This is a genomic window from Microcella sp., assembly GCF_025808395.1.
Lineage (GTDB): Bacteria > Actinomycetota > Actinomycetes > Actinomycetales > Microbacteriaceae > Microcella.
In genome coordinates this window covers 1158033-1183674 of record NZ_CP075524.1, presented here as the reverse complement: position 1 = coordinate 1183674, position 25642 = coordinate 1158033, and the positions used below count along the sequence as shown (strand labels likewise).

Annotated in this window: 26 protein-coding genes; 15 read left to right on the top strand and 11 right to left on the bottom strand. The window is 67.2% G+C overall.

The features are described 5' to 3' along the window. Positions 1-49 precede the first annotated feature (49 nt). Together KIT89_RS05830 and KIT89_RS05825 are read left to right on the top strand one after the other, a co-directional pair. Positions 50-259, top strand: a complete 210-nt coding sequence (locus KIT89_RS05830; protein ID WP_297603682.1) for a methyltransferase — start codon at positions 50-52, stop codon at positions 257-259. 160 nt (positions 260-419) lie between these two features. Further along, positions 420-914 carry a single-stranded DNA-binding protein gene (locus KIT89_RS05825; protein WP_297603681.1) on the top strand — a complete coding sequence of 165 codons (495 nt, stop codon included), beginning with the start codon at positions 420-422 and terminating at the stop codon, positions 912-914. Positions 915-932: 18 nt separating this feature from the next. On the opposite strand, the gene KIT89_RS05820 is transcribed toward KIT89_RS05825, so the two are convergent. Genes KIT89_RS05820 through KIT89_RS05805 form a run of 4 tightly spaced genes read right to left on the bottom strand, consistent with a single transcriptional unit; the run spans position 933 to position 6090 of the window. Then, entirely contained in the window at positions 933-1586 is a 654-nt protein-coding gene (locus tag KIT89_RS05820; RefSeq protein WP_297603680.1) for a response regulator, read from the bottom strand. Beyond that, a complete protein-coding gene (locus KIT89_RS05815; protein WP_297603679.1) occupies positions 1583-4264 on the bottom strand; it encodes a PAS domain S-box protein in 2682 nt (893 codons plus the stop codon). Before KIT89_RS05815 ends, KIT89_RS05820 begins: the two co-directional genes overlap by 4 nt. A 2-nt stretch (positions 4265-4266) precedes the next feature. Beyond that, a complete protein-coding gene (locus tag KIT89_RS05810; RefSeq protein ID WP_297603678.1) occupies positions 4267-4650 on the bottom strand; it encodes a response regulator in 384 nt (127 codons plus the stop codon). Between the two features lie 54 nt (positions 4651-4704). After that, positions 4705-6090 carry a hypothetical protein gene (locus KIT89_RS05805; protein WP_297603677.1) on the bottom strand — a complete coding sequence of 462 codons (1386 nt, stop codon included), beginning with the start codon at positions 6088-6090 and terminating at the stop codon, positions 4705-4707. Between the two features lie 369 nt (positions 6091-6459). On the opposite strand from KIT89_RS05805, the gene KIT89_RS05800 reads away from it, so the two are divergent. From KIT89_RS05800 to KIT89_RS05790, 3 genes are read left to right on the top strand one after another with little or no spacing between them, the layout of a single operon-like run. Continuing rightward, positions 6460-6927, top strand: coding sequence for a hypothetical protein (locus KIT89_RS05800; protein ID WP_297603676.1), 468 nt, complete (start codon positions 6460-6462; stop codon positions 6925-6927). A gap of 2 nt (positions 6928-6929) precedes the next feature. Continuing rightward, positions 6930-8612 carry an energy-dependent translational throttle protein EttA gene (ettA, locus tag KIT89_RS05795; RefSeq protein WP_297603675.1) on the top strand — a complete coding sequence of 561 codons (1683 nt, stop codon included), beginning with the start codon at positions 6930-6932 and terminating at the stop codon, positions 8610-8612. Between the two features lies 1 nt (position 8613). Further along, positions 8614-9072 (top strand): thioesterase family protein, encoded by a 459-nt coding sequence (locus tag KIT89_RS05790; protein ID WP_297603674.1) that lies wholly within the window; start codon positions 8614-8616, stop codon positions 9070-9072. Positions 9073-9095: 23 nt separating this feature from the next. Here KIT89_RS05790 and ykgO read toward each other — a convergent pair whose 3' ends face one another. Continuing rightward, complete coding sequence (ykgO, locus tag KIT89_RS05785) at positions 9096-9218, bottom strand: type B 50S ribosomal protein L36 (RefSeq protein WP_297603673.1); 123 nt, start codon at positions 9216-9218, stop codon at positions 9096-9098. Positions 9219-9285: 67 nt separating this feature from the next. Here ykgO and KIT89_RS05780 point away from each other — a divergent pair, with 67 nt between their 5' ends. Beyond that, a complete protein-coding gene (locus KIT89_RS05780; protein WP_297603672.1) occupies positions 9286-10308 on the top strand; it encodes a GTP-binding protein in 1023 nt (340 codons plus the stop codon). Between the two features lie 12 nt (positions 10309-10320). Here KIT89_RS05780 and KIT89_RS05775 read toward each other — a convergent pair whose 3' ends face one another. Beyond that, positions 10321-11175 carry an acyl-CoA thioesterase II gene (locus KIT89_RS05775; RefSeq protein ID WP_297603922.1) on the bottom strand — a complete coding sequence of 285 codons (855 nt, stop codon included), beginning with the start codon at positions 11173-11175 and terminating at the stop codon, positions 10321-10323. Positions 11176-11227: 52 nt separating this feature from the next. Between KIT89_RS05775 and KIT89_RS05770 the strand changes: the two genes are divergently transcribed. Further along, positions 11228-11896 (top strand): hypothetical protein, encoded by a 669-nt coding sequence (locus KIT89_RS05770; RefSeq protein ID WP_297603671.1) that lies wholly within the window; start codon positions 11228-11230, stop codon positions 11894-11896. A 3-nt stretch (positions 11897-11899) separates the two neighbouring features. On the opposite strand, the gene KIT89_RS05765 is transcribed toward KIT89_RS05770, so the two are convergent. Beyond that, positions 11900-13552, bottom strand: coding sequence for an FAD-binding dehydrogenase (locus KIT89_RS05765; protein ID WP_297603921.1), 1653 nt, complete (start codon positions 13550-13552; stop codon positions 11900-11902). A 260-nt stretch (positions 13553-13812) separates the two neighbouring features. Between KIT89_RS05765 and pdhA the strand changes: the two genes are divergently transcribed. The 8 genes from pdhA (at position 13813) to KIT89_RS05725 (ending at position 23322) form a co-directional block, all read left to right on the top strand. After that, positions 13813-14940, top strand: coding sequence for a pyruvate dehydrogenase (acetyl-transferring) E1 component subunit alpha (gene pdhA / locus KIT89_RS05760; RefSeq protein ID WP_297603920.1), 1128 nt, complete (start codon positions 13813-13815; stop codon positions 14938-14940). Then, positions 14940-15941, top strand: coding sequence for an alpha-ketoacid dehydrogenase subunit beta (locus tag KIT89_RS05755; RefSeq protein ID WP_297603670.1), 1002 nt, complete (start codon positions 14940-14942; stop codon positions 15939-15941). The genes pdhA and KIT89_RS05755 overlap by 1 nt, the downstream gene beginning before the upstream one ends. Further along, positions 15938-17287 carry a dihydrolipoamide acetyltransferase family protein gene (locus KIT89_RS05750; protein WP_297603669.1) on the top strand — a complete coding sequence of 450 codons (1350 nt, stop codon included), beginning with the start codon at positions 15938-15940 and terminating at the stop codon, positions 17285-17287. The genes KIT89_RS05755 and KIT89_RS05750 overlap by 4 nt, the downstream gene beginning before the upstream one ends. Positions 17288-17379: 92 nt before the next feature. Then, positions 17380-18915: a carboxyl transferase domain-containing protein gene (locus KIT89_RS05745; RefSeq protein ID WP_297603919.1), complete on the top strand. Its 1536-nt coding sequence runs from the start codon at positions 17380-17382 to the stop codon at positions 18913-18915. A 4-nt stretch (positions 18916-18919) separates the two neighbouring features. Then, positions 18920-20899, top strand: coding sequence for a biotin carboxylase N-terminal domain-containing protein (locus tag KIT89_RS05740; RefSeq protein WP_297603668.1), 1980 nt, complete (start codon positions 18920-18922; stop codon positions 20897-20899). Next, a complete protein-coding gene (locus KIT89_RS05735; RefSeq protein ID WP_297603667.1) occupies positions 20892-22040 on the top strand; it encodes an acyl-CoA dehydrogenase family protein in 1149 nt (382 codons plus the stop codon). Before KIT89_RS05740 ends, KIT89_RS05735 begins: the two co-directional genes overlap by 8 nt. After that, a complete protein-coding gene (locus KIT89_RS05730) occupies positions 22037-22519 on the top strand; it encodes a MaoC family dehydratase (RefSeq protein ID WP_297603666.1) in 483 nt (160 codons plus the stop codon). The genes KIT89_RS05735 and KIT89_RS05730 overlap by 4 nt, the downstream gene beginning before the upstream one ends. Further along, the gene (locus tag KIT89_RS05725) at positions 22516-23322 is read left to right on the top strand and encodes a CoA ester lyase (protein ID WP_297603665.1); all 807 of its coding nucleotides are present in this window, start codon (positions 22516-22518) and stop codon (positions 23320-23322) included. The genes KIT89_RS05730 and KIT89_RS05725 overlap by 4 nt, the downstream gene beginning before the upstream one ends. On the opposite strand, the gene KIT89_RS05720 is transcribed toward KIT89_RS05725, so the two are convergent. Genes KIT89_RS05720 through KIT89_RS05705 form a run of 4 tightly spaced genes read right to left on the bottom strand, consistent with a single transcriptional unit; the run spans position 23297 to position 25620 of the window. Further along, positions 23297-23851, bottom strand: a complete 555-nt coding sequence (locus KIT89_RS05720; RefSeq protein ID WP_297603664.1) for a hypothetical protein — start codon at positions 23849-23851, stop codon at positions 23297-23299. The two genes, KIT89_RS05725 and KIT89_RS05720, sit on opposite strands and share 26 nt — an antisense overlap. Then, the gene (locus KIT89_RS05715; protein ID WP_297603663.1) at positions 23852-24265 is read right to left on the bottom strand and encodes a globin; all 414 of its coding nucleotides are present in this window, start codon (positions 24263-24265) and stop codon (positions 23852-23854) included. A 1-nt stretch (position 24266) separates the two neighbouring features. Beyond that, a complete protein-coding gene (locus KIT89_RS05710) occupies positions 24267-25247 on the bottom strand; it encodes a mechanosensitive ion channel domain-containing protein (protein ID WP_297603662.1) in 981 nt (326 codons plus the stop codon). A gap of 46 nt (positions 25248-25293) precedes the next feature. Continuing rightward, positions 25294-25620 carry a hypothetical protein gene (locus tag KIT89_RS05705; RefSeq protein ID WP_297603661.1) on the bottom strand — a complete coding sequence of 109 codons (327 nt, stop codon included), beginning with the start codon at positions 25618-25620 and terminating at the stop codon, positions 25294-25296. Between the last annotated feature and the right edge of the window lie 22 nt (positions 25621-25642).

Sequence of the window (25642 nt, the reverse complement as noted above, 5' to 3'; positions counted from 1 at the left end):
GCGTCGTCAGAGCACCGCTTGTGTCTCGCCTGACGAGGAGGAATCTCTCATGAGCATGACCACCGGTACGACGACGTGGGTAGCACGCGGCAGCGCGGGCACCGTCGGAACCATTCATCGAGCTGAACCCGGGTTTCGCGTTCGACTGCTCGGCGCCGACGCCGAGCGCGGGCCGTTCGCGACGCTCGAGGCGGCGAAGAGCGCGCTGCACGCCGCGCTCGGTCCGGGTGCCGAGCGCCCGGAGTTCAGCGCTCACTGACGAGGCCTCCTCCCCACCGCCTGGGCCGATCAAGGTCGTCCCCGAAACGGGATGCTCGCCGCTCGCGAGGCGGTGCGTCGAGCATGCTCCTCCGCGGGCGCCGGCGATCTCCGGCACGAACCGTCGGCGCCCACCGACATCGATTCGTCAGGAGGACTCCATGACCGACACCATCACCCTCACCGGGCTGGTCGCCACCCAACCGCGCCACATCGTCACAAGCGAAGGTCTCGCGATCACCTCGTTCCGGCTCGCCTCGAACCAGCGTCGCTTCGATCGAGGGCAGAACGCCTGGGTCGACGGCGACACCAACTGGTACACGATCACCGCCTTTCGGCAGCTCGGCGTGCACGCCGCCTCGTCGATCGAGAAAGGGCAGCGCGTCATCGTCACCGGCCGCGTGCGCATTCGCGACTGGGAGAGCGGTGAGAAGAACGGCACCTCGATCGAGATCGATGCCGAAGCGCTCGGTCATGACCTCAGTTGGGGTCGTGCCACCTTCACTCGAAGCGTCATCGCCGCCAAGCCTGACACCGAATCGGGCGACACGGCGATCACGGGCGCGGCAGAGGCTGAGCTTCCGACCGAGCTCGACGACTCGTCATCAGCCGATGCCGACGAGCTCGTCGCGGTGGGCGGCTCGACTCCGTTCTAGATGTGCTCGGCGTCGACCTCAGCGAACGCGGATTCCCCCGCGCTGCCACATCGTCACGGCGGCGACGCGGGGGTTCGCGTTCTCGCTCGTGTCGAGGCCGAGTGCGACGAACAGCCTGTGCAGCATCGTCTCGACGGCCCGCGGTGTGGTTCCGCGGGCTTCGGCGAGTGCTCGCGTCGACGCACCGGACGCCAGCAGCCGCAGCACTTCAGCTTGCGCTGCGGTCACCGTCGGAACCCCGTCTTCACTCTCCACCAGCATGTCGTCGGCTCCATCGCTGCCGCTGATGGCGCGATTCACTGCGTCAGCGAGATCATCGATGCGCGTGAGTTGCGACTTCACCAGGTAGACCGCGCTGCGCGGAATCTTCTCGGGGTTGGCCACGGCGAGTTCGGGCGAACGATGCGACGTCAGCACGACGAGACCCACCCAGGGGTATTCGCGCGCGACGAACTGCAGCAGATCTGAACCGGTCTCTGCCGTGCCGAAGTTGAGGTCGCTGACCACCGCATGCGGATCGATCGCCTTGACTGCCTCGAGGGCCTGTGCCACCGAGGTCGCGACGGTCACGGCGAAGCCCTTCGCTTCGAGGCCGCCGCTGACGAGCGAGAGCGTGAACGCGTCGTCGTCTGCGACGACGACGCGCAGAGCACGGTTCTCGGTCGGCATCATTCACTCTCCGTTCCGCGCACTGATCGCTCGAGCAGAGTATCGTGCAGCGTCGTCAGCAGCAGGCTCGTCGTGTAGGGCTTCGGCAGAAACCGTGCGACGCCCAGCCCGATCGAGCGACCGGGGTCACCGTTCGCGGCGAGACCGCTCGCGGCGATGATCGGAATCTCGGGATGGTGGTCCTCTAGGTAGGCCGTCGTCGCGGCACCATCCATCACCGGCATCATGAGGTCGGTGAGCACGAGATCGACGCGGTCGCCGCCAGACTCGATGAAGTCGATCGCCTCGCGACCGTTCGCGGCACTCGCGGCCCGATAGCCATGCATCTCGAGCGTGCGGCACGCCACCTGTCGAATGGCCGGTTCGTCGTCGACGACCAGCACGAGTTCACCGTTGCCGCGCGGCAACGGTCGCTCATTCGTCGGCTCGGGTCGCGGCCGGCTCGACTTCGCCGCGAGCGGCATGCCCACTCGAAACCGGGTGCCGTGACCGAGCTCGCTGTAGACCTGCATGAACCCTCCGTGGCTCCGCACGATCGCGAGGGCCGTCGAGAGCCCGAGCCCGGTGCCATGGCCCGTCTCTTTCGTCGTGAAGAACGGCTCGAAGACCCGCGTCACGACGTCGGGGGGCATGCCGGCCCCGTCATCCTCGACCGCGATGACCACGTAGTCGCCAGGCTGTGCATCGTGGCTCACCGAGTTCACCGCCTCGTCGAGCCGCTCGACCTCGGCCGTGATGCGAAGCCGACCGCCGTCGGGCATTGCATCACGCGCGTTGACCACCAGGTTGACGAGCACCTGCATGAGCTGCGTGACATCGCCGGTCGAGTCGGGCAATGCCTCAGGCCTGCTCACATCGACGGTGATGCTCGACGGCAGGGCGTCGATCGCATAGGCAGCGAGGTCGTCGAGCAGAGCATCCATGTCGATCGGCTCGCGACGGCCCTCCAGGCCGCGAGCGAACGCCAGAACCTGCTTGATCATCGTGGCGCCGCGCTTGACCGAGGTCTCGACCGTCGACAGCAGCTCGAGGCGCTGCTCGTCTGACTCGTCGAGTGCGAGCAGCTGAATCGACATGAGCACCGGAGTGAGCACGTTGTTGAGGTCATGGGCTATGCCGCCAGCCAGAGTGCCGAGGCTCTCCATGCGCTGCCCGTGTGCCCGCGCCTCTTGCTCTTTGCGGTATGCCGTGATGTCGGTGTTGACGCAGAGAATGGCGCGGGGCCGGCCTGCCTCGTCGTTCAAGAGCTGCCAGCGGCAATCGGCGATGATGGTCGCGCCCGATCGGGTGCGCTGCTCGAGTTCGCCGGCCCAGTAGCTCTCTCGCAGCACTTCTGCCGTGAACGTGCGCATCTCGATGGGGTCGTGGTAGATGAGATCGGTGATCAACTGCCCGACCGCCTCCGCCGCGGGCCAGCCGTAGAGCTCGGCCGCTGCGCGATTCCAGTACTGCACGCGATCATCGAGCCCGCGCACGACGATGGCGTCGCGCGAGATGTCGAGCAGCGCAGCCTGCTGCTGCAGCTGGCGCTCATGCTCGTCTTCGCGCTGGCGGGCCGCCACATCGTCGGTCGTGTCGCGCAGGTGCACGACCAGACCGGTGTCGATCGGGTAGATCGTGACGTCGACCCAGCGTCGCGTCAACTCGACCCACTCTCGATGAATCACGCGATTGCGGGAACGTTCGGCCTCGCGGAAGGCCCGTTCGAAGTCGGTATTGAGGGTATTGGGGTATAGCTGCCACAGGCCATGCCCCATGAACTCGGTGTGCGATCTGCCGAGCAGCTGCTCGGCAGTGGGGTTGACGAAGCTCACCTTCCAGTCGGTGTCGAGAAACATGAGCCCGTCAGAGATCGCGGTCAGCGATGCCGAGAGGCGCTCATCGAGGTAGCGCGCCCTCTCGCGCTCGATCGCATACTCGGTGACGTCCCACACGGCGCCGTGCGCCCGAACGATCGCACCCGACTCGTCACGTTCGGCCTCGCCGATGGTGTGCACGCGCAAGCGCGAGCCATCGCGGGCGATCATGTTCGACTCGATGTCGAACGCATCGCCGTCTGTCAGGCATCGCTGCAGCAGCTGGGTGAAGCGGGCGCGGTCTTCAGGAGCGTGGGGGCTCCACTGGGGTTCGTTGGTGTACTCGTCGAGATCGGCGAATCCGAACATGCGCAGCGCGCCGTCGGTCAGCATCACGCGTCTCGAGACCGCGTCGACAGACCACCCGCCGAAGTGGGCCAGGCGCCCGGCCAAGCGCAGCAGATCTTCGCTCGCCCTGCGTCGAGTGAGTTCGTCGTGCTGGTGAGACACATCGACGGCGATGCCCACGACGGCCACGATCTCACCGTCGATGCGCACCGGGTAGTTCGTGACTCGGGCGAGAAAGATCGTGGAGTCTGGCCGGGTTCCGGTGGCCTCGTACTCCACAGACTCGCCGTCGCGTGCCCGCTCGAAGTGCTCGAGCACGAAGGTGAGGTCATGAGGCTCGACGGTGTGGTGAAAGGTGCGACCCAGCAGTTCGCTCTCAGTGGTCTGCAATCGGCGGCACAGCTCGGGGTTCACCGAGATGAACCGACCGTCGAGATCGAGCATGAAGGCCGCGTGCGGGTGAGAGTGCACACTGACGGCGAATGCAGTGGCGAGCGAACGAAGGCCGTCGTGCGTCGGCCCGGGCACCGAGTTCATTGCTACACCTGGGCGCCCGCCTCGAGCAGGCGCTCGACTCGAGAGAAGAGGTCGTCGAGGTCGATGGGCTTCTGGGCGAAGTCGGTGACGGGGGAGTCGATGTCGAGAGTGGGTGCAGTCTCGCCGCTCAAGACCAGAATGGGCATACCGGGGTGCCGTGAACGAAGTGCGCTGATCGCCTCGTGCACCGTGCCTCCCGGCATGTTGATGTCGAGCACCACGAGGTCAGGCTCACAGGTCGCCGCTGCGGAGACGACCTCGGCGACGTCGAGCGCCTCCGTCACTAGATAACCCCGCGACTCGAGGGCGTAGCGCAGCACGCGGCGCACGAGAGGGTCATCATCAGCGATCAGCACTGATGCCTGAGACCCTTCGGGCGTGGCCATGCGCCCCAGTGTAGGCGCGACGAGAGCTTCTCGACGAAGAAGGTCGGCGGTCGGCTACCCCCCTTCGGGGGTGGGAGGCGAGTCGGCGGCGGCGATCGACGTCAGGTCTCGAGCCACGGCGCGAAGGTGCTGTAGCACCGAGTCGACCAGTTCGTGGGTGCGTTCTGCGCTGACTCCGTCGGCTGCGCTGAAGTTGAGTGCCATGACGCAGGCCGCGAGCCGTCCTTGCACGGGCCCGTGCAGCAGGTCGGCAAGGCGTTGACGTTCACGTTCGGTGAGTTCGTCGTGGGCTTCACGCTCGACAGCACCCTGGTTGCGCAGGTCGCGCAACTGCTGCTCGGTGATGATGTTGACGTTCGCGAGGTTGATGGCGGCGACGAAGGTGACGCAAGCGAGCGTCAGACTGATGGCGAGCAGGGGAACGATGAGCAGACCGTTCGTCGTGATGGGGTCGATTCCACTGTTGAGCATGAGGTATGCCGCCACGAGAATGGCGACGACGCAGGCCGAAGCGGTGATGCCTTGCCCTCTCGCCTCGAACGACTCGGAGGCGAACCGTGCAGCCAGCCAGGGCACGAGGCCGATGACGAGCCCGGCGGCCACCGAAGAGACCACGACCTCGAGAGCGGCGAGCTCACCGAACACCCGCCGGGCCTCGGGAAGAATCACCGAGAGGGTCGCGGTCGTCACGAGAGCGGCGAGCAGCCACGGCTGCGGAACCGGAACGTCGAAGGCCCGCCTCACGCTGGCCCGCGGGGGGCGACGCCGCAGAGCGTCGTCAGTCGTCGGCTCCAGCAGGTCAGACGTGCGATCGTGCAGTTGAGAGATGCGCAGACTGAGCTCGGCGACCGCGCGAGGGCCCATGTTCTCACGAGACGACTCCAGGCTGGTGACGAGTTCTTTCAGTGCGGGCTCGAGCGTCTTTCGCACGGCCGAGCTCAATGAACGACTGATCTCTTGGCCGGTCTCGTTGGCGCGAGAGCGCTGCTTCTCGAGCAACGACTGCTCAGTCTCGAAGGCGCCCAGCAGCAGTCGGCGCCGGTCGACCTGTGCGACGGTGTAGACGACCACCGGAATCCAGACCACGGTGCCGACGATCCAGGTCAACGACCGCAGGGCGAATTCCGGCTCCACGCCCGCGACTCCGGCGGCAAGAGCCCCGCCCACGACTCCTCGCACGACCGCAGCGGTAATCCACAGTGCGGCGACGAGCGCGAGGGGCAGCAGCGCATACCGCCGTCGCGCCACGGCTCCGACACCGATCACGATCGCCCCGACGACGAGGTGCTGCACGACGGCAGAGACGAGCGGCCACCAGGGTTCAGGAAACGGCGTGGCCAACTCGCGCAGCAGCACCAGCAGGGAGGTCGGCACGAAGAGGCCGACCCAGATGAGCCAGTGGGTCGCCCACGGGCCTCCGAGCGCTTCACGCACGGTCATCTCGGGTTCTCGCCTTCGGTCGACACCGCCGGTGAAGGCGGCTCTCAGAACGTTCACCTCGCCGAAACGACAGCCGGTCGTTCCTGGTCTCACCCGAAGAGACCAGGAACGACCGTACTGTGAGGAGCTCTGAGTCGACCCGAACGACGCAGAACTACCGGTATCGGTTGCGACCCCCGACGATCCCCCGATCGTCACTCGCACTGTTCCGTTACAAGAATGATGGCGAAGGCGCTCACGGGGCGCAAGCGGTTACAGTGCACGGTGTTCGCAATGCGAATGAAGCCTGTGAAGCCTGTGTGCGCGGGCGATCGCGCTGACGACCGTAGACTCATCGGGCGCAGGTTCGAGCTCTCGAGAAGAGGTGTCATGCAGCTCACTATCGCCCGGGTCTTTCTCCCAGTCGTCGTGGCGTGCGCCCTCCTGCTCGCTGGCTGCACCGCCGAGTCCGAACCGCCCGCACCCACCGCGACGACCGAGCCCGCGCCGTCACCGACGCGCACTGCTGACCCTGAGCTCATCGAGGGCGGCACCGCCGGTCAGAATCGCCCCTACTTCGAGTTCGTCGTCGAGGGCCTGCTCGAGCAGAACCCCACTCCGTCGAGCGCCATGATCGTCGATGCACTCGCGGCGGGCGGTTTCGACAAGTCCGCGATGGAAGTGACTGCCGACGTCACCCCGACCGGGCAGCTGGCTGACTCGATCTTGTTTGCCGTGCAGATCGACGGCCAATGCCTGATCGGGCAGGTGAAGGGGGCGGTTCTCACCTCGCAGCTCGCCGACGTGCTGGGCACGGGGCGGTGTCTGGTGGGGCGCACGCTCTCCATAGACTGGTAGGCATGGCCGAATTCATTTACACCATGGTGCGCGCCCGCAAGGCGGTCGGTGACAAGCTCATTCTCGATGACGTCACGATGTCGTTCTTCCCGGGCGCGAAGATCGGCATGGTCGGCCCGAACGGTGCCGGAAAATCGACGATCATCAAGATCATGGCGGGCCTCGACACCCCGTCGAACGGCGAAGCGCGGCTGAGCCCCGGCTACACCGTCGGCATCCTCATGCAAGAGCCCGAGCTCGACGAGTCGAAGACGGTGCTCGAGAACGTGCAAGAGGGCGTGCGCGAGCTGGCCGACAAGCTGCACCGATTCAACGAGATCTCGGCAGCGATGGCCGACCCAGACGCCGACTTCGATGCTCTACTGGCCGAGATGGGATCGCTCCAGGAAGAGCTCGATGCGCAGAATGGGTGGGATCTCGACTCGCAGCTCGAGCAGGCGATGGATGCCCTCCGCTGCCCTCCCGGAGACGAACTGGTGACGCACCTCTCGGGCGGAGAGAAGCGCCGCGTGGCTCTGTGCAAGCTGCTGCTCGAGAAGCCCGACCTGCTGCTGCTCGACGAGCCCACCAACCACCTCGACGCCGAGAGCGTGCTGTGGCTCGAGCAGCACCTGCAGAAGTACCCAGGCGCTGTGATCGCGATCACCCACGACCGGTACTTTCTCGACCACGTCGCCGAGTGGATCGCCGAGGTCGACCGCGGTCGGCTTTACCCCTACGAGGGCAACTACTCGACCTACCTCGAGAAGAAGGCTGCTCGCCTGCAGGTGCAGGGCAAGAAAGACGCCAAGCTCGCCAAGCGACTCGAGAGCGAGCTCGAGTGGGTGCGCTCGAACGCGAAGGGTCGGCAAGCCAAGTCGAAAGCGCGCCTCGCCCGCTATGAAGAGATGGCGGCTGAGGCAGAGAAGACGCGCAAGCTCGACTTCGAAGAGATCGTCATCCCAGTCGGCCCGCGCCTCGGGGCGCAGGTGATCGAGGCGACCAAGCTCAAGAAGGGCTTCGGCGATCGTGTGCTCATCGACGGTCTGTCGTTCACTCTGCCGCGCAACGGCATCGTCGGCATCATCGGGCCCAACGGCGTGGGCAAGACCACCCTCTTCAAAACGATCGTCGGGCTCGAAGAGCTCGACGGCGGAACCCTGAAGATCGGTGAGACCGTCGACATCTCGTATGTCGACCAGAGTCGAGGCGGCATCGACCCGAACAAGACGCTGTGGGAGGTCGTGAGCGACGGCCTCGACTACATTCAGGTCGGCAAGACCGAGATTCCGTCTCGCGCCTACGTGTCGCAGTTCGGCTTCAAGGGCCCAGACCAGCAGAAGAAGGCCGGCGTGCTGTCTGGCGGTGAGCGCAATCGCCTGAACCTTGCGCTCACTCTCAAGCAGGGCGGCAACCTGCTGCTGCTCGACGAGCCGACGAACGACCTCGATGTCGAGACGCTCGGCAGCCTCGAGAACGCTCTGCTCGAGTATCCCGGCTGCGCCGTGGTCATCACGCACGATCGGTGGTTCCTCGACCGAATCGCCACCCACATCCTCGCCTATGAGGGCACCGACGAGAACCCGAGCTACTGGCACTGGTTCGAGGGCAACTTCGAGTCGTACGAGGCGAACAAGATCGAGCGGCTCGGGCCAGAGGCGGCCAAGCCTCATCGCTCTGCCTACCGCAAGCTCACGCGCGACTGAGGTGCGACTGCACGTAGCGGTACCCCTGCGCTGGAGCGACCTCGATGCTTACGGCCACGTCAACAATGCACGCATGCTGACCCTGCTCGAAGAGGCGCGTATCGCGGCGTTCTGGAGCGTGCCCGGTTCTGCTGCTCCGACCGCCGTGCTCGACACCGGGCCCGGCTCGCCGACGGTCACCCTCGTGGCCGCTCAGCGCATCGAGTACCTCGTGCCGATTCCCTATCTTCGCGAGCCGCTCGATGTCGAGTTGTGGATCGGTCGGCTCGGCGGGGCGAGCCTCGAGATCTCATACGAGATCTTCAGCGCCGTCGTCGATGGCGAGCGCACGCTGTACACACGAGCGTCGACGACACTCGTGCTCGTCGATCGCGCGAGCGGCGAGCCTCGCCGTGTGAGCGATGACGCTCGTGCTGCCTGGCAGCCCTACATCGAGCCGCCGGTCGTCTTTCGCGGTTGAGGCGCGCACCCTGGTCGGGCAACTTAGCCCTGCCGGGCCTTGAAGCGCGGGTTCGACTTATTGATCACGAAGACCCGGCCACGGCGACGTACGACCTGTGCACCCGGAATCTTCTTGAGGTTCTTGATCGAGTTGCGCACTTTCACAGAACTGCCCCTTCGCTTAATGAGTATGGTTATCAATAACACCGTACCCTAGAGAGCGAGCCACACCGTGAGCCCCCACGCTGAACCCCTCTTCGTAACCCTGGTGACAGGGGCAGCCGAGCAGCATCGCTCACTGCTCATGCGGTCGCTCGGCGGCGAGCAATGGTGCGTCGGTGCCGCCGATAGCTACTCTGACCCGCAGCAAGGCGGTCATGACGTCGCCGAGGCACTGGTCGACACGATCGACGCAGCCGCGCGCGCTGGCACCCGGGGGGCCATCGCTGTCGGAGTCGATGCAGCCATCGACCCTCAGCAGCTCGGGCTCACCCTGCTGGCACTCTTCGCCCAGCGTCACCCCTCACTGCCGCCAGTGCATCTGCGTGACGTGATCACTGTTGTCGACCCGAGCGAGTTTGTGCCCCTCGTAGACCCTGATCGCCCCGCCGACCCCGCAGAGCTCGATGCCGTGGCAACCAGGCTCGAGTACGCGACCATGATCGTCGTCGTCGATCCCGATGCGAGACTCGCCGTCGAGATCGCGCACGCTCTCAATCCCCGTGCTGCCGTCGTCGCGGTCGACGATGTGAGGGCGGTGACGCTCGAGCGGCTCCGCTCTGTCGTGCGGCCGCCTGTCGATGATCTTGGTCGGGCTCAGGGGTGGATGCTCGCCCTCAATGGCACCAGACTGCAGGCCCCCGACGGCATCTCGACGGTGGTCTTTCGTGACCCCCGCCCTTTTCACCCAGCGCGACTCGCCCACGTCGTCGCCGAGTGCCTGAGGCCAGAGGTTGTAGGAACGATCTGGCGGTCTCGAGGCCTGGTGCGCTTGGCCAGTCGACCGAGCCGCGTGGGCTCATGGTCGACTGTGGGCGGAAGCTTCTCGCTCGATCCCACGGCCATGATGAGCGATGATCCTGAGACACCGAGCGGGCAAGAGATCGCCTTCATCGGATCGACGCTGGATGCCCGGCGCCTGACGAACTGCCTCGGTGCCGCGCTGCTCAACGATGGCGAGCTCATCGCTGGCCCGATGGAGTGGGCTACCTACGTCGACCCGTTTCCGCTGTGGCAGGTCGAGCACGACCACTGACCGAGAGGCCGGTCAGCCGGTGCTGGACGGCACACGCACCATGCCCTCTTGCGCGACGGTCGCCACGTGCACCCCGTCGCGCGTGAAGATGCGACCCTGCGAGAGCCCTCGGCCGCCGATCGCGGTGGGCGACTCTTGCACGTAGAGCAGCCACTCGTCGACGCGGGCGAAGCGGTGCCACCACATGGCGTGGTCGAGACTCGCCATCTTGAGCCCCGGAGTCGCCCAGGTGTGGCCGTGCCGCCGCAGAATCGGCTCGAGAATCGTGTAGTCGCTCGCATAGGCGAGGGCCGCGCGGTGCAGGTTCTCGTCGTCGGGCAGGCGGCTCATGCAGCGCAACCAGACGGCCTGCTGCGCCTTCGGCTCTGAACCGGGCATGAAGTAGAGCGGAGCATCCACGTGTCGCAGATCGAACGGCCGGTTGTTCGCCCAGTACTGCGCCACCGGGTGGTCGATCGAGCCCAAGACGTCTTTCGCGCTCGGAACATCGTCGGGGTCGGGAATGCCGGTCGGCATCGACGCCTGGTGGTCGAGCCCGGGGTCGACATCTTGAAAACTCGCGATCATCGACAGGATGGGCTCGCCGTTCTGGTAGGCCTGCGTGCGGCGCGCCGAGAACGATCGGCCGTCGTGAATGCGGTCGACCGAGAAGGTGATGGGCTGCTCGTCGTCGCCCGGGCGCAAGAAGTAGCCGTGCATCGAGTGGATGAAGCGATCGGGTTCGACCGTGCGCATCGCCGCGAGCACCGCTTGCGCGGCTACTTGGCCACCGAAGACCCGGCGCTGCGGGGTCCAGAGGCTCGGCGCCGTGAAGATGTCTTCGCGAGTGCGCACGCCTGCATCGGTCAAGGTGAGGGCGGCGAGCATGTCTGAGACGGGGTCACGAGAAGCTTCGGTCACACGCGTAGTCTAAAGAGCGATGAACGAGACGTTCACCCTCACCTCCCGTGCCGCCGCCAACGATCTCTCGGTGCTGCTCGGTCGCGCCGTGCGGCTCGACGACGCCGCAGCCGTGCGACTCGTCGCCGACAGCGGCGTGCTCGCCGTCTATGCGGCGGTGCTGACGCCTCGCGGTCTGCTCGACCGCGGCCCGACCGTGCTCGGCTTGCGCACCTTCGCTCTGAGCGCTGGCGGCTTCGATGCGGTGGTTCCGGTGCGCTCGCTGCAGGCGAGGGTGGATGCCGCTCTCGAGTTGCTCGACGACGGCCCGGTCGAGCTGCGCGCGCCAGCGAGCGTGAGCACCATCGTGTGGGCGGGCATCACGCCGCCCCGCGGGGGCTGGCAGCGCATGGCAGACCTGAGCGCGTCGATGTTCTCGGCGGCCGCACGAGCCGGTATCGACGAGGTTGCCGCTGCGATTCCTGAGGGAACCGGCGAGCAGATCGTGCACCGCGTGCGCAGCGAGGTGTGGGGTCGGCCGCTGCCCGACGCCGCTCACGTGCCGGCGGGCGCTGCCTTTGCACTCGAGGCTCTCGGCTTTCTCGGCGACGACGCCGTGCAGCAGTATGCAGCGGGGCCGTGGTTGCGGTTGAGCACCACCCGGGGGCACGTGCTCATCAAGCAGTCGGCCTGGACTCTCGGCGGCTGAGCGCTAGAGCCTCGCGATCGCGCGGCCCGCTCGCAGGCCGGTGTGCATGCAGCCGCCCAAGAAGGTGCCTTCGAGCGAGCGGTAGCCGTGCACACCGCCCCCGCCGAAGCCGGCCGCCTCGCCGACCGCATAGAGCCCGGGCAGTGGGGCTCCGTCGTGGCCGAGCGCGCGAGAGTCGAGGTCGGTCTGAATGCCGCCGAGGCTCTTGCGGGTGAGCACGTGCAATCGAACGGCGATGAGCGGGCCGCGCTTCGGGTCGGTGAGCCGGTGCGGTGATGCGACGCGGATCAGTTTGTCGCCGCGGTACTGCCGGGCGCCATGGATGGCGGTGAGCTGGGCGTCTTTGCCGAACTCGTTGTCGAGCATGCGATCGCGAGCGGCGATCTCGTCGCGCACGCGCGCGGCGTCGAGCGGGGCACCCGGTTCGAGAGCGGCCATGCGCGCGACGAGCTCGTCGACGGTGTCGGCCACGATGAAGTCGACGCCCTTCTCCTTGAATGCCTCGACCGGGCCGGTGGCGCCCTTGCCGAGCCGCTGCCGCAGCAGTTCGCGCACGCTGCGGCCTGTGAGGTCGGGGTTCTGCTCGCTGCCGCTGAGCGCGAACTCTTTCTCGATGATCGACTGCGTCAGCACGAACCAGCTGTGGTCGTGGCCCGTGGTGCGCAGATGGGCGAGCGTGCCGAGAGTGTCGAAACCAGGAAACAGCGGCGGAGGAAGTCGGCGGCCCGTGGCGTCGAGCCACAGGCTCGACGGCCCTGGCAAGATGCGGATTCCGTGCTTCGCCCACACGGGGCTGTGATTCTGGATGCCCTCGACGTAGTGCCACATGCGGTCGCCGTTGACCAGCCGTGCGCCGGCGGCGTCGGCGATGCCGAGGCCTCGGCCGTCGACGTGCGCCGGCACGCCGCTCACCATCGTCGTGGGCGGTGTGCCGAGTCGCTCGGGCCACGCGGCGCGCACGAGCTCGTGATTTCCCCCGATGCCGCCGCTCGCCATGACGACGGCGGCCGCCTCGAGGGCGAACTCGCCGACGACCTCCCGGTTCGAGGGCTCACCACGCTCTGCGTCGTCGGGGGCGAGCACGCTGCCGCTCACGCCGACCACGCTGCCGTCGACCACGGTGAGGGCGTCGGCCCGGTGACGGAAGAGCAGGGTGACGAGGCCGGCATCCACCCCCCGGCGCACCGTCGCGATGAACGGCTCGAGAATCGCGGGGCCGGTGCCCCACACGATGTGGAAGCGGGGAACCGAGTTGCCGTGCCGTGTGGCGCTGTCGCCGCCGCGCTCAGCCCAGCCCACCACGGGAAAAAAGCGCACGCCCTTGTGCCGCAGCCACTCGCGCTTCTCGCCCGCGGCCCACTCGACGTAGGTCTCGGCCCACGCTCGCGCGTGCACGTCGTCGTCGCGGTCGAAGGCCGCGGTTCCTGCCCAGTCGCTGCGCGCCAGGTCGAGCGAATCGCGAATGCCCATGCGGCGCTGCTCGGGGCTGTCGACCAGAAACAGCCCGCCGAACGACCACCAGGCCTGGCCGCCGAACGTCGCCTCGGGTTCTTGATCGATGATCGTGACGCGCTTGCCTGCCTCGACCAGCTCGGCGGCGGCGACGAGCCCAGAGAGCCCGGCGCCGATGATGATCGCGTCGCTGTCAGGCGTCATTGCCATGGGGATGTTCTCCGAATCTCTCGGGTGTGAGCCCAGTATGCCGTGTGTCGTCATCGCGATTCACAGCGCGTCGACCTTGTGCTGACCAGCCCGCCTGACTACCGTCGAGGAAGCCGAGCAACGATGCTCGGTGACAGCACGCGGCTCACCCGCTGCAGCTGTCAAGGTCGCCCGCGGTCGGTTACAAGCCGCAGACGGGCAGATCGGAGAACGTTGTGCCCACCACCGTGTTCGACAAGCGGCGCGCCGACAGAGTGCGCCCAGAGTCACCACTCGACCCCCGACCGCTCGATCTCGTCAGGCTTCTCGACCCAGACGGCGAGCGCGTGCCGAACGATGAGTTCGACCCCTTCGTCGCCGACATCACGGGTGACGAGCTCGCGAGCCTCTACGAAGACATGCTCGTGGTGCGCCGGCTCGATGCCGAGGCCACGTCGCTGCAGCGTCAGGGCGAGCTCGGGCTGTGGCCGCCGCTGCTCGGCCAAGAGGCGGCGCAGATCGGTTCTGCGCGCACCCTGCGCGCTGACGACTTCGTCTTCTCGAGCTATCGAGAGCACGCCGTCGCCTACTGCCGCGGCGTCGAGCTGCCCGACCTGCTGCGGGTGTGGAGGGGCACGGCCCAGTCGGGCTGGAACCCCTTCGAGGTCGGCATGGCAACACCGTCGATCGTCATCGGTGCGCAGACGCTGCACGCCATGGGGCACGCCGTCGCCTGTGCGCATGACGGCGTCGACTCGGTGACCGTCACCTATTTCGGCGACGGTGCCACGAGTGTCGGCGACGTCAACGAGGCGATGGTGTTCGCCGCCTCGTTCGCGGCACCGCTGATCTTCTTCTGCCAGAACAACCAGTGGGCGATCTCTGAGCCGGTCACGCTGCAGGCGCAGCGACCGATCGCCGAACGCGCTCCGGGGTTCGGCATTCCGAGTGTGCGCGTCGACGGCAACGATGTGCTCGCGGTCATGGCGGTGACACGGCATGCTCTCGAGCGAGCGCGTGCGGGGGGCGGGCCGACGTTCATCGAGGCGGTCACCTATCGCATGGGCCCGCACACGACCTCTGACGACCCGAGCCGCTACGTCGACCCAGCGCAGCGTGCCGAGTGGGCGGCGCAAGACCCGATCGAGCGCGTCGAATCGCACCTGCGCCAGGCGGGTGTTCTCACCGACGACCTCGCCGCTTCGATCGCGGCGCGAGTCGACGAAGTCGCGGCGCGTTTTCGGCGGGGGTGCCTCGAGCTCGACGATCCCCGGCCGCTCGACATGTTCGATCACGTCTACGCCGAACCGCACCGGGCGATCTCTCGCCAGCGAGCGCAGTACTCGGCCTACCTCGCCTCGATCGGCGATGACCACGGCAGCACGACGGCGGGTGAGCGGTGATGGCGCAGCTCAGCCTGGCGAACGCGATCGGCTCGGGTCTTCGTCGCGCACTCGCCGACGACGACCGCGTGGTGATCATGGGTGAAGACATCGGCCGGCTCGGGGGAGTGTTCAGGGTCACCGACGGCCTGCAGAGCGACTTCGGGCCCCGGCGGGTCATCGACACTCCGCTCGCCGAGTCGGCCATCATCGGCATGGCCATCGGCATGGCCTACCGCGGCTATCGACCGGTCTGCGAGATTCAGTTCGACGGCTTCATCTACCCCGCATTCGATCAGATCGTGGCGCAGGCGGCGAAGCTGCACTACCGCACGCGGGGCGCGGTGACGATGCCGCTGACGATCAGGGTTCCGTATGGCGGAGGCATCGGCGCCGTCGAGCACCACTCCGAGTCTCCTGAGGGCTACTTCACCCACACCTCAGGCTTGCGGGTCGTCACCTGCTCGACTCCGCAAGACGCCCACACGATGATTCGTCAGGCGATCGCCTGCGACGACCCGGTGCTGTTCTTCGAGCCCAAGAGGCGCTACTGGACGAAGGCCGAGGTCGACGAAGATGCACAGTATCCGATGGACCTCGCGCGCGTCGTGCTCGAGGGTGCCGATGCGACGGTGGTCACCTACGGCCCGCTCGTGGCCACCGCGATCGATGCGGCAGCGGCGGCGGTCGACGACGGGCTGTCTCTCGAGGTGATCGACCTGCGCAGTCTGTCGCCGCTCGATCTCGACACCGTCGAGGCGAGCGTGCGCAAGACGGGCCGACTCGTGATCGCGCACGAAGCGCAAGAGTTCGGCGGCCTCGGCGCAGAGATCGCGACGGCGATTACCGACCGATGCTTCTACCACCTCGAAGCGCCACCAGCACGAGTCACCGGTTTCGACGTGCCATACCCGGCGGCTCGCCTCGAAGAGCACTTCTTGCCCGATCTCGACCGCATTCTCGACGCCGTCGACCGCGTCATGGGCAGAGAGAACTCGTTGACGGGGTGGAGTGCGTCATGACGATCAGAGAGTTTCGCATGCCCGACCTCGGCGAGGGGCTCACCGAGTCTGAACTGGTCGAATGGCACGTCTCGCCCGGAGACACGGTGACGCTGAACCAGAACATCGCCGACGTCGAGACGGCCAAGGCGGTCGTGCAGCTGCCGTCGCCCGTCGCCGGAGTGGTGGTCGACCTGCTCGCCGAGCCCGGCAGCACCGTGGCAGTCGGCTCGGCGATCGTGCGATTCGAGGTCGACGGCCCCGTCGACGCCGCAGCAGACGCACCGCCCGGCGACCACACAGTAGCCGGTGAAGACCCGACGGCCGGTGAAGACCCGGCGGGCGTTGACGACCCTGCTGACGCAGCATTGCCGGCGCAACGCACTGCCGTGCTGGTGGGGTACGGGCCGAAGGTCGAGACGGGAGTGCGGCCGCAGCGCAAGGCGCGCACCTTCTCGACACGACCGAGCGCAGAGCAGCACGCGGGTGCGGCTCGCTCTGGTGCGGGCAGCGCTCTCGCGCTCGCGGCACCGCCGGTGCGCAAGCTCGCGCACGAGCTGGGCGTCGACCTCACGACGCTGCGGGGCTCGGGCGAGGGCGGCGTGATCGTGCGCGCCGACGTCACTCGAGCGGCCGACGAGAGCGCCGGAAGGGCATCCGATCAGGCGACGGTGGCGGCCGGCGAGACGCGGATACCGATTCGCGGGGTGCGCAAGGCGACCGCCTCGGCGATGGTCGCGAGCGCCTTCACGGCGCCTCACGTCACCGAGTTTCTGACCGTCGACGTCACTCGGTCGACTCAGTTGATCGGCAGACTCACCGCGTCGGGCCACCGAGCGTCGATGCTCGGCCTCATCTCGAAGGCAGTCTGCTGGGCGCTCGACAGAACGCCAGAGCTGAACTCTCGCTGGGATGACGAGGCGGGCGAGATCGTGCAGTTCGGCAGCGTCGCCCTCGGCATCGCGGTCGCGACCGAGCGCGGGCTCATGGTGCCGCACATCGCGGCCGCAGAGCGACTGTCAGTGCCGGCGATGACCGAGGCTATCGCCGAGCTCGCAGCGGCCGCTCGCGCGGCACAGCTCACACCCGAGCAGTTGACGGGCAGCACCTTCACGATCAGCAACATCGGTGTGTTCGGCGTCGATGCCGGAACCCCGATACTCAACCCGGGCGAGGCCGGCATTCTCGCCGTCGGGGCGGTGCGGCGTCAGCCGTGGGAATTCGAGGGAGAGGTGGCACTGCGCGACGTCATGACGCTGAGTCTGTCGTTCGACCATCGTCTCGCCGACGGCGAGCAGGGGGCACGACTGCTCACCGACGTCGGTGGACTGCTGAACGACCCCGCGTCGGCGCTGGCAGTGCTCTAGCCGACCGTGACCACCCTCTTCAAGGAGTAGACGTGCACACTCTCAGCTCGACAGCGGGGCTGCCCGAGACGGCCGAGCGCAACGCCGAGGCCATGCGCGGTCTCGTCGCCGACCTGCGCGAGCGACTGGCCCTGGCCGCACTCGGCGGCCCCGAGCGCTCGCGCGAGCGTCACGTGGCTCGCGGAAAGCTGCTGCCGCGCGAGCGCATCGACCGCCTGCTCGACGAGGGCTCGCCGTTTCTCGAGATCGCGCCCTTGGCGGCGACCGGCCTGTATGACGATGAGGCCCCTGGTGCCGGCCTCATCGCGGGCATCGGCATGGTGGAAGGCCGTGCGGTGCTCGTCATCAGCAACGATGCGACCGTCAAGGGCGGCACATACTTTCCGATGACCGTCAAGAAGCACCTGAGGGCCCAAGAGATCGCCCTCGAGAATCGACTGCCGTGCGTCTATCTGGTCGACTCGGGTGGCGCCTTTCTGCCGATGCAAGACGAGGTCTTTCCCGATCGAGACCACTTCGGGCGCATCTTCTACAACCAGGCGCGCATGTCGGCGGCCGGAGTGGCGCAGATCGCGTCAGTCATGGGCTCGTGCACGGCGGGCGGCGCCTATGTGCCCGCCATGAGCGACGAGACCGTCATCGTGCGAGGGCAGGGCACGATCTTTCTGGGCGGCCCCCCGCTCGTCAAGGCGGCCATCGGCGAAGTGGTCTCGGCCGAAGAGCTGGGCGGGGGCGAGCTGCACGCCCGCACGAGCGGGGTCGTCGACCACCTCGCCGACGACGACGCGCACGCGCTCGAGATCGTGCGAGACATCGTCGCGACCCTGCCCCCACCGGCCGACCCCGCCTGGCGGGTCGGCGAGAGCCGCGAACCCGCGGTGCCCGAGTCAGAGCTCTACGACGTGATTCCGACCGAGGTCGAGACCGCGTACGACGTGCGAGAGGTCATCGCTCGGCTCGTCGATGCGAGCGAGCTGCACGAGTTCAAGGCCGACTACGGCGCCACGCTCGTCACAGGGTTCGCGAGCATCCACGGCCACCCCGTCGGCATCGTCGCGAACAATGGCGTGCTGTTCAGCGAGTCGGCGCAGAAGGGTGCGCACTTCATCGAACTGTGCGATCAGCGCGGCATTCCGCTGCTGTTTCTGCAGAACATCTCGGGCTTCATGGTGGGCCGCGATGCCGAGGCGGGCGGCATCGCCAAGCACGGAGCGAAGATGGTGACCGCCGTCGCGACCACGCGAGTGCCGAAGCTCACCGTCGTCATCGGCGGCTCGTTCGGCGCCGGCAACTACTCGATGTGCGGTCGAGCGTATTCACCGCGATTCTTGTGGATGTGGCCGAATGCCCGCATCTCGGTCATGGGCGGGCAGCAGGCAGCCAAGGTGCTCTCGACGGTGCGCCGTGAGCAGCTCGGCGACGAGTGGTCGGCCGACGAGCAGGCTGCGTTCGAGAAGCCCATCCGAGAGCAGTACGAGTCGCAGGGCAACCCCTACTACTCCACCGCCCGATTGTGGGACGACGGCATCATCGACCCCGCAGACACACGCACCGTGCTCGGCTTGGCCCTCGACCTCTGCAGCCGAACACCGCTGCCCGACCCGGCCTTCGGCCTCTTCAGAATGTAGGCGCATGAGCATGTTCACTACCGTGCTCGTCGCCAACCGCGGCGAGATCGCCTGCCGCGTGATGCGCACACTGCGCACACTCGGCATCACCTCGGTCGCGGTGTACAGCGACGCCGACGCCGACGCTCGGCACGTGCGAGAGGCCGACCACGCCGTTCGCATCGGCCCGCCCCCGGCCGCGTCGAGCTATCTCGACATCGACGCCGTCATCGCCGCCGCTCTCGCGTCGAACGCTCAGGCGATCCACCCCGGGTACGGCTTCCTGTCAGAGAATCCCGACTTCGCGCGCGCGTGCGAAGCGGCGGGCATCGTCTTCATCGGGCCCCCGGTGTCGGCGATCACGGCGATGGGCGACAAGATTCGCGCACGCGAGCACGTGGCGGCGCGCGGAGTGCCGATCACCCCAGGCTTCGGGGCCGCCGGCTCGACCGACGACGAGCTCATCGCCGCAGCGGCTGAACTCGGGTTTCCGCTCATCATCAAGCCGTCGGGCGGCGGCGGGGGCAAAGGCATGTCGGTCGTCACGAGTGCCGACCTCTTGCCCGAAGCCCTGCGCGGCGCGCGAAGGGTCGCCGCATCAGCGTTCGCCGACGACACCCTGCTGCTCGAGAAGTTCATCTCGAACCCTCGTCACATCGAGGTGCAGGTGCTCGCCGACCAGCACGGGTCGGTTGCGCACCTCGCCGAGCGCGAATGCTCGCTGCAGCGGCGGCACCAGAAGGTCATCGAAGAGGCGCCGTCTGCCCTGCTCGACGAGCAGACCCGCGAGCGCATCGGCGTCGCGGCCTGCGAGGTGGCCCGCAGCGTCGACTACGTCGGTGCTGGCACGGTCGAGTTTCTCGTCTCAGCCGACCGCCCAGACGAGTTATTCTTCATGGAGATGAACACTCGACTGCAGGTCGAGCATCCGGTGACAGAACTCGTCACGGGTGTCGACCTCGTCGAGCAGCAGGTGCGCATGGCCGCCGGTGAACGGCTTGCGCTGCCTGAGCTCACCCTCACCGGGCACGCCGTCGAGGCGCGACTCTACGCAGAAGACCCGGCACGCGGTTTCCTGCCCGAGACGGGCACGGTGCTGCGGGTGCGTGACCCCGAGGGCGCGGGGGTGCGAGTCGACAGCGCGCTGCACGACGGTCTCGTCGTCGGGGCAGACTACGACCCGCTGCTGGCGAAGGTGATCGCGCACGGCGACAGCCGCGAACAGGCGATCGATCGATTGGATGCTGCGCTCGCCGACATGGTGGTGCTGGGCGTGCAGACGAACGCAGCGTTTCTTCGCGCGATCCTCGCCGTCGACGCCGTGCGCGCAGGCGACATCGACACGGGCCTCATCGAGCGTGCGGTCGTGGCACCCGAACCCTCGTCGTTCACCGCTCGGGCGATCGCCGCGGCACTCGAGCATGCGCGAGCCGCTGCGGGGGCCACGGTGTGGCGGCAACCGACCGGGTGGCGCATGGGCGAGCATCGCGCCGCGCGCTACGACGTCGACGGTGCGAGCGTGGCGGTCGCGAGTGCTGAAGACGGGGTCGAGGTGACCATCGATGGGCGCACCGAGACGATGCGGGTGGTCGACGATGCAGGCGACGTCACCGTGCATCGGGAAGGCGCGCTCACTCGCAGCCTGGTCGCGCGAACGAACGACACCACGTGGGTGCACGTCGACGGCACCACGCATCGCCTGCGGCGACGCACGCGAGCAGAGCTGCTCGCGGCGCACCGCGCCGGGCTCGATCGGGCGCAGAGCACCATTGATCCGCACGTGCGCGCTGTGATGCCGGGCACCGTGGTGGCCGTCGCAGCGGCAACAGGAGATTCGGTCGTCGAGGGAGACCCCCTCGTCACGATCGAGGCGATGAAGATGGAGCACGCAGCGCTCGCCTCCATCGCCGGCACCGTGACCATTTCGGTCTCGGTGGGCGACCAGGTTCGACAAGACCAGGTCGTCGCGAGAATCGACCCCCACGAAGGAGACCGGCATGATTGACTTCACCCCCGAGCAGCAGCGATTGCGCGATGAGATTCGCGAGTTCGCCGACACCGTCGTCGCACCCGCCGCGTACGAGTACGACACCAAGCGCGAGCTGCCGTACGACATCATTCGGCAGATGGGCGAGAGGGGGCTCTTCGGCCTCGCGATACCGACGGAGTACGGCGGGCAGGGCACGGGATACGTCGAGCTCTGCATCGCGGTGGAGCAGTTGGCGCGCGCCGATCAGTCGATCGCGGTGACCCTCGAGGCAGGCGTCGGCCTCGGCGCCATGCCCATTCTGCGCAGCGGCACTGAAGAGCAGAAGCGTGAGTGGCTGCCGATGCTCGCCAGGGGCGAGGCGCTCGCCGCGTTCGGTCTCACCGAGGCCGAGGCCGGCTCTGACGCGGGGGCGACGCAGACCACCGCCGAGCTCGACGGCGACGAGTGGGTCATCAACGGCTCGAAGCAGTTCATCACCAATTCGGGCACCGAGATCACGCGGCTCATCACTGTGACCGCCGTGACCGGGCGGCGCGAGAACGGTGCCCCCGAACTCAGTGCGATTCTCGTACCCAGCGGCACGCCGGGTCTCACTGTCGGCCCCGCATACGACAAGGTCGGCTGGCACACGTCAGACACGCACCCCCTCACCTTCGAGAACGTGCGGGTGTCGAAAGAGAACCTGCTGGGCGAGCGCGGCCGCGGGTTCGTCAACTTTCTGCAGACCCTCGACGAAGGAAGGGTGGCGTTCGCTGCGCTCTGCACGGGTGCGGCGCAGGGGTGCCTCGACGAGGCCATTCGCTATGCGAAAGAGCGCGTCGTCTTCGGGCGGCCGATCGGCGACAACCAGCACATCGCCTTCATGATCGCGCGCATGCAGGCGCGCGTGCACCAGGCGCGACTGGTCACCTACGACGCAGCGCGGCGCATCGTCGCCGGCACCCCGTTCACGATGGAGGCCAGCATCGCCAAACTCGTCTCGAGTGAAGCGGCGATGGCCAATGCCCGCGATGCCAGCCACATCTTCGGCGGCTACGGCTACCTGAACGAGAATGCCGTCGCGCGGCACTACCGTGATGCGAAGATCCTCGAAGTCGGCGAGGGCACCACCGAGGTGCAGCTCATGATCATCTCGAGACAACTGGGGTTCGCATGACGACAGGCAGACGCATCGAGCAGCGCGGGCTGTGGTTCGAGCAGTTCGAGGTCGGCACGACCTACGTGCACGCCCCGGGCCGCACCGTCACCGAGGCAGACAACGTGCTGTTCACCACCATGACGATGAACACGCAATCACTGCACCTCGACGCGGCGTGGTCGGCCGAGCAGCCCTTCGGCGAGCGGCTGGTCAACTCGATGTTCACGCTCTCGACGATGGTCGGAGCATCCGTCGCCCAATTGACCCAGGGAACCATCGTGGCGAATCTGGGGTTCGGGTCTGTGGCGTTTCCGCACCCGGTGGTGCACGGCGACACGCTGTACTTCGAGACAGTCGTCGAGAGCAAGCGGTTGTCGGCGTCTCGGCCGGGTCAGGGAATCGTCGTGCTGCAGCACACGGCGCACAACCAGAAGGGCGAGATCGTGGCCACTGCCGAGCGATCGGTGCTCGTCTGGTGCGAGAGCCGCGGCTCGTGACGGTGGTCATCGGCCCTGCGCTGCTGTTCTGCCCCGCCGACCGTGCCGACCGCTTCGACAAGGCGGCGGCGCGCGCCGACACAGTGATTCTCGACCTTGAAGACGCGGTCGCGCCCGCAGACCGCGAGGCAGCGCGGCGAGCACTCATCGAGACCCCGCTCGACCCGGCGACGACGGTGGTGCGGGTGAACCCTCGCGGCACGGCCGACCACGAGCTCGACCTCGCTGCTCTTGCTCAGACCGACTACCGCACCATCATGCTCGCCAAGGCCGTCGACGTCTCCGGTCTCGACGGGTTCTCGGTCATTGCGCTGTGCGAGACCGCGCACGGGGTGCTCGCGTGCGAAGCCCTGGCTGCGCAGCCCCACGTCGTCGCGCTCATGTGGGGTGCAGAAGATCTCGTCGCCTCTCTCGGCGGAACCTCGAGTCGGCACGACGACGCCCGCTATCGTGACGTCGCAGTGCACGCTCGAGCGCGGGTGCTGCTCGCTGCCGGAGCCCACGGCATCGCCGCGATCGATGCCGTGCATCTCGACATCGCCGATCTCGAAGGTCTCGCAGCCGAAGCCCGAGATGCCGCCGCGCAGGGGTTCACCGCCACCGCGTGCATTCACCCTTCGCAGGTCGAGACCGTGCGCGAGGCCTATCGGCCGAGCACGGCCGACGTCGAGCGAGCGCGCGCCATCATCGACGCAGCCGAGCGTGCAGCAGGAGTCTTCGTCTTCGACGGGCAGATGATCGACGAGCCCCTGCTGCGCCACGCCCGTCAGGTGCTGCTCAGGGCCCGAACGGCATCATCATGACGGCGTCGAACACCAGCTGAAACATGACCACGGTGAGCCAGATGCCGACGACGAACCCGCCCACGATCGTCGCGATCGTCACCCACATCGGGGCGAGCCCGCGACCGGTGCGGCGCTTCACCACGACAGAACGGCCGATCGAATACACGGCGTAGCTCACGGCGAGGGCCAAGAAGATCCAGGCCCAGTGGAACGGCTGAGGCACGCCACGACGCTGCAGCTCTCGCCAGTCGAGGTAGGCGAACCAGATCTGCAGGCCGAGCCCGATCCAGCCGAACGCCATGAGCACGAGGTAGGCGGGGGAGAAGAGCACCATGTACGGCCCGAGTCCGGTCGGATCGCTGATGCTCGCGCTGATGAAGGCGCTCCAGTCGATGAAGAAGATCGGCAGCGTCTGCACCACCGGAATCGCCACGATGAGCCAGATCCACGGCGTGTACGGGTCGGTGCCCTCGGGGGCCCTCAGCGCCGTTGCCGGCGTCGCGCGCGAGTACGGATCTGGTGTCGAGTACGGTGCGGGATCAGTCACTCAAGTCTCCTCAAAGGTGTTGACCATGGCGAAGGCGGCGCGCTCAAGGTAGTCCCACAGCGTCGCCTCGTGCAAGGCAGAGAGCGCGAGGCTCTCGACGGCGGCCCTCATGTGCCCCAGCCACCGGTCGCGGGCGTCGGGGTTCACGTGAAAAGGCTGGTGGCGCATCCGCAATCGGGGGTGCCCCCGCTGCTCGCTGTAGGTGCCCGGGCCGCCCCAGTACTGCTCGAGAAATGCGGTGAGGCGCCAGATGGCACCCTCCATGTCGTCCTCGGGGTACATGGGCTGCAGCACGGGGTCAGCGGCGACGCCCTCATAGAAGCGGCGCACCAGCCGCTCGAAGGTCTCGTGACCGCCGACCTGCTCGAAGAAGGTCTGCTGCGGGTCGCCGAGAGCGCGACCGATCTCGACCATCTCAGCTCTCGCTGTCCGGCAGTTTGGCCGGCGGTCGACGAGTGCCGTTCTTCGCCGGTGGGGCTGCGAGGCCATCCATGATGACGCGGTTGAGCGACGGCACCGCAACACCCAGTTCGTCGAGCGCGAGCTTGAGGCGCAGGCGCAGAGCCCGTGCGATGTCGAACTGGTCGGCAGACCGCACCTTCATGACGAGGCGAATGACGAGCGCCTCGGCCGACACCGACTCGATACCCCAGATCTCGGGCTTCTCGAGCACTTTGCGCTTGTACTCGGGTTCGGCCGCCATGGCAGCCGCCGTCTCAAGCATCACCCGCTGCACGTCGTCGACGTCTGAGGTGTATGGCGCAGGCAGGTCGATGATGACGCGCGCCCAGCCTTGCGACTTGTTGCCGACGTTGACGATCTCGCCGTTGCGCACGTACCAGAGGGTTCCGACGACGTCGCGCACTTGCGTCACGCGCACACCGACCGTCTCGACGACACCCGTGACGGGGCCCTGCGACGACTGCAACTCGACGATGTCGCCGACACCGAGCTGGTCTTCGAAGACGATGAAGAGCCCGTTGAGCATGTCTTTCACGACGTTCTGCGCACCGAAGCCGAGCGCAGCGCCCAAGATGCCTGCTGATGCGATGAGCGCGGTGACCGAGAAGTTCAACTCACCCAGAATGAGCACGAACGCGACCGAGACGATAGCCCAGGTCACCAGGTTGTTGAGCACTGATCCCATCGTGCGGGTGCGCTGCACGACGCGCACGGCGTGCAACGGCGAGGCGCTCAGTTCGACGGTGTCGTCGACGTTCTGAGCCTTCTTGACCCCCGAGACCACACGGTCGACGACGCGTCGAATAATGATGACGAGCACGAAGCGCAGCACCACCGCGCCGACGATCACCCCGACGATGCGAAACGGGGCGTCGTAGACGGCGAAGAACTCGCCGACGCCCTGCCAGAACGCTGCCCAGTCGAAAGTCTCCATCGCGCGCCAGTCTACGGCGACGATCGAGCAGCGCTGCGAACGCGCGCTACTCGACGACGATGTTCAAGTGCACGCTGTCGCCGTCGACGCGGTCGATGCTGTCGCTCGCGACGTACGCGTCGCGCTCGAAGAGCGGCCGGTCGATCTGCAGATAGCCCACACGGACGAGTCGCTCTGCCTGTTCGGGGCTGATGTCGGGCGACGAGCTGAACAGGCCGCGAAAGAGGTCTGACATCGGCGAGCCCGGCATTGACTGGCCCTCGCCCGTCGCCGCTTCGGGGTCACCCATGCGAACCTCGCGCACTTTTCCGATCGACTCTCCACGACTGTCGAACACTTCCGTGCCGTCGTGCACGTGCTCAATGGCGTCCACAATGTTCCCCTCTCTCACACCA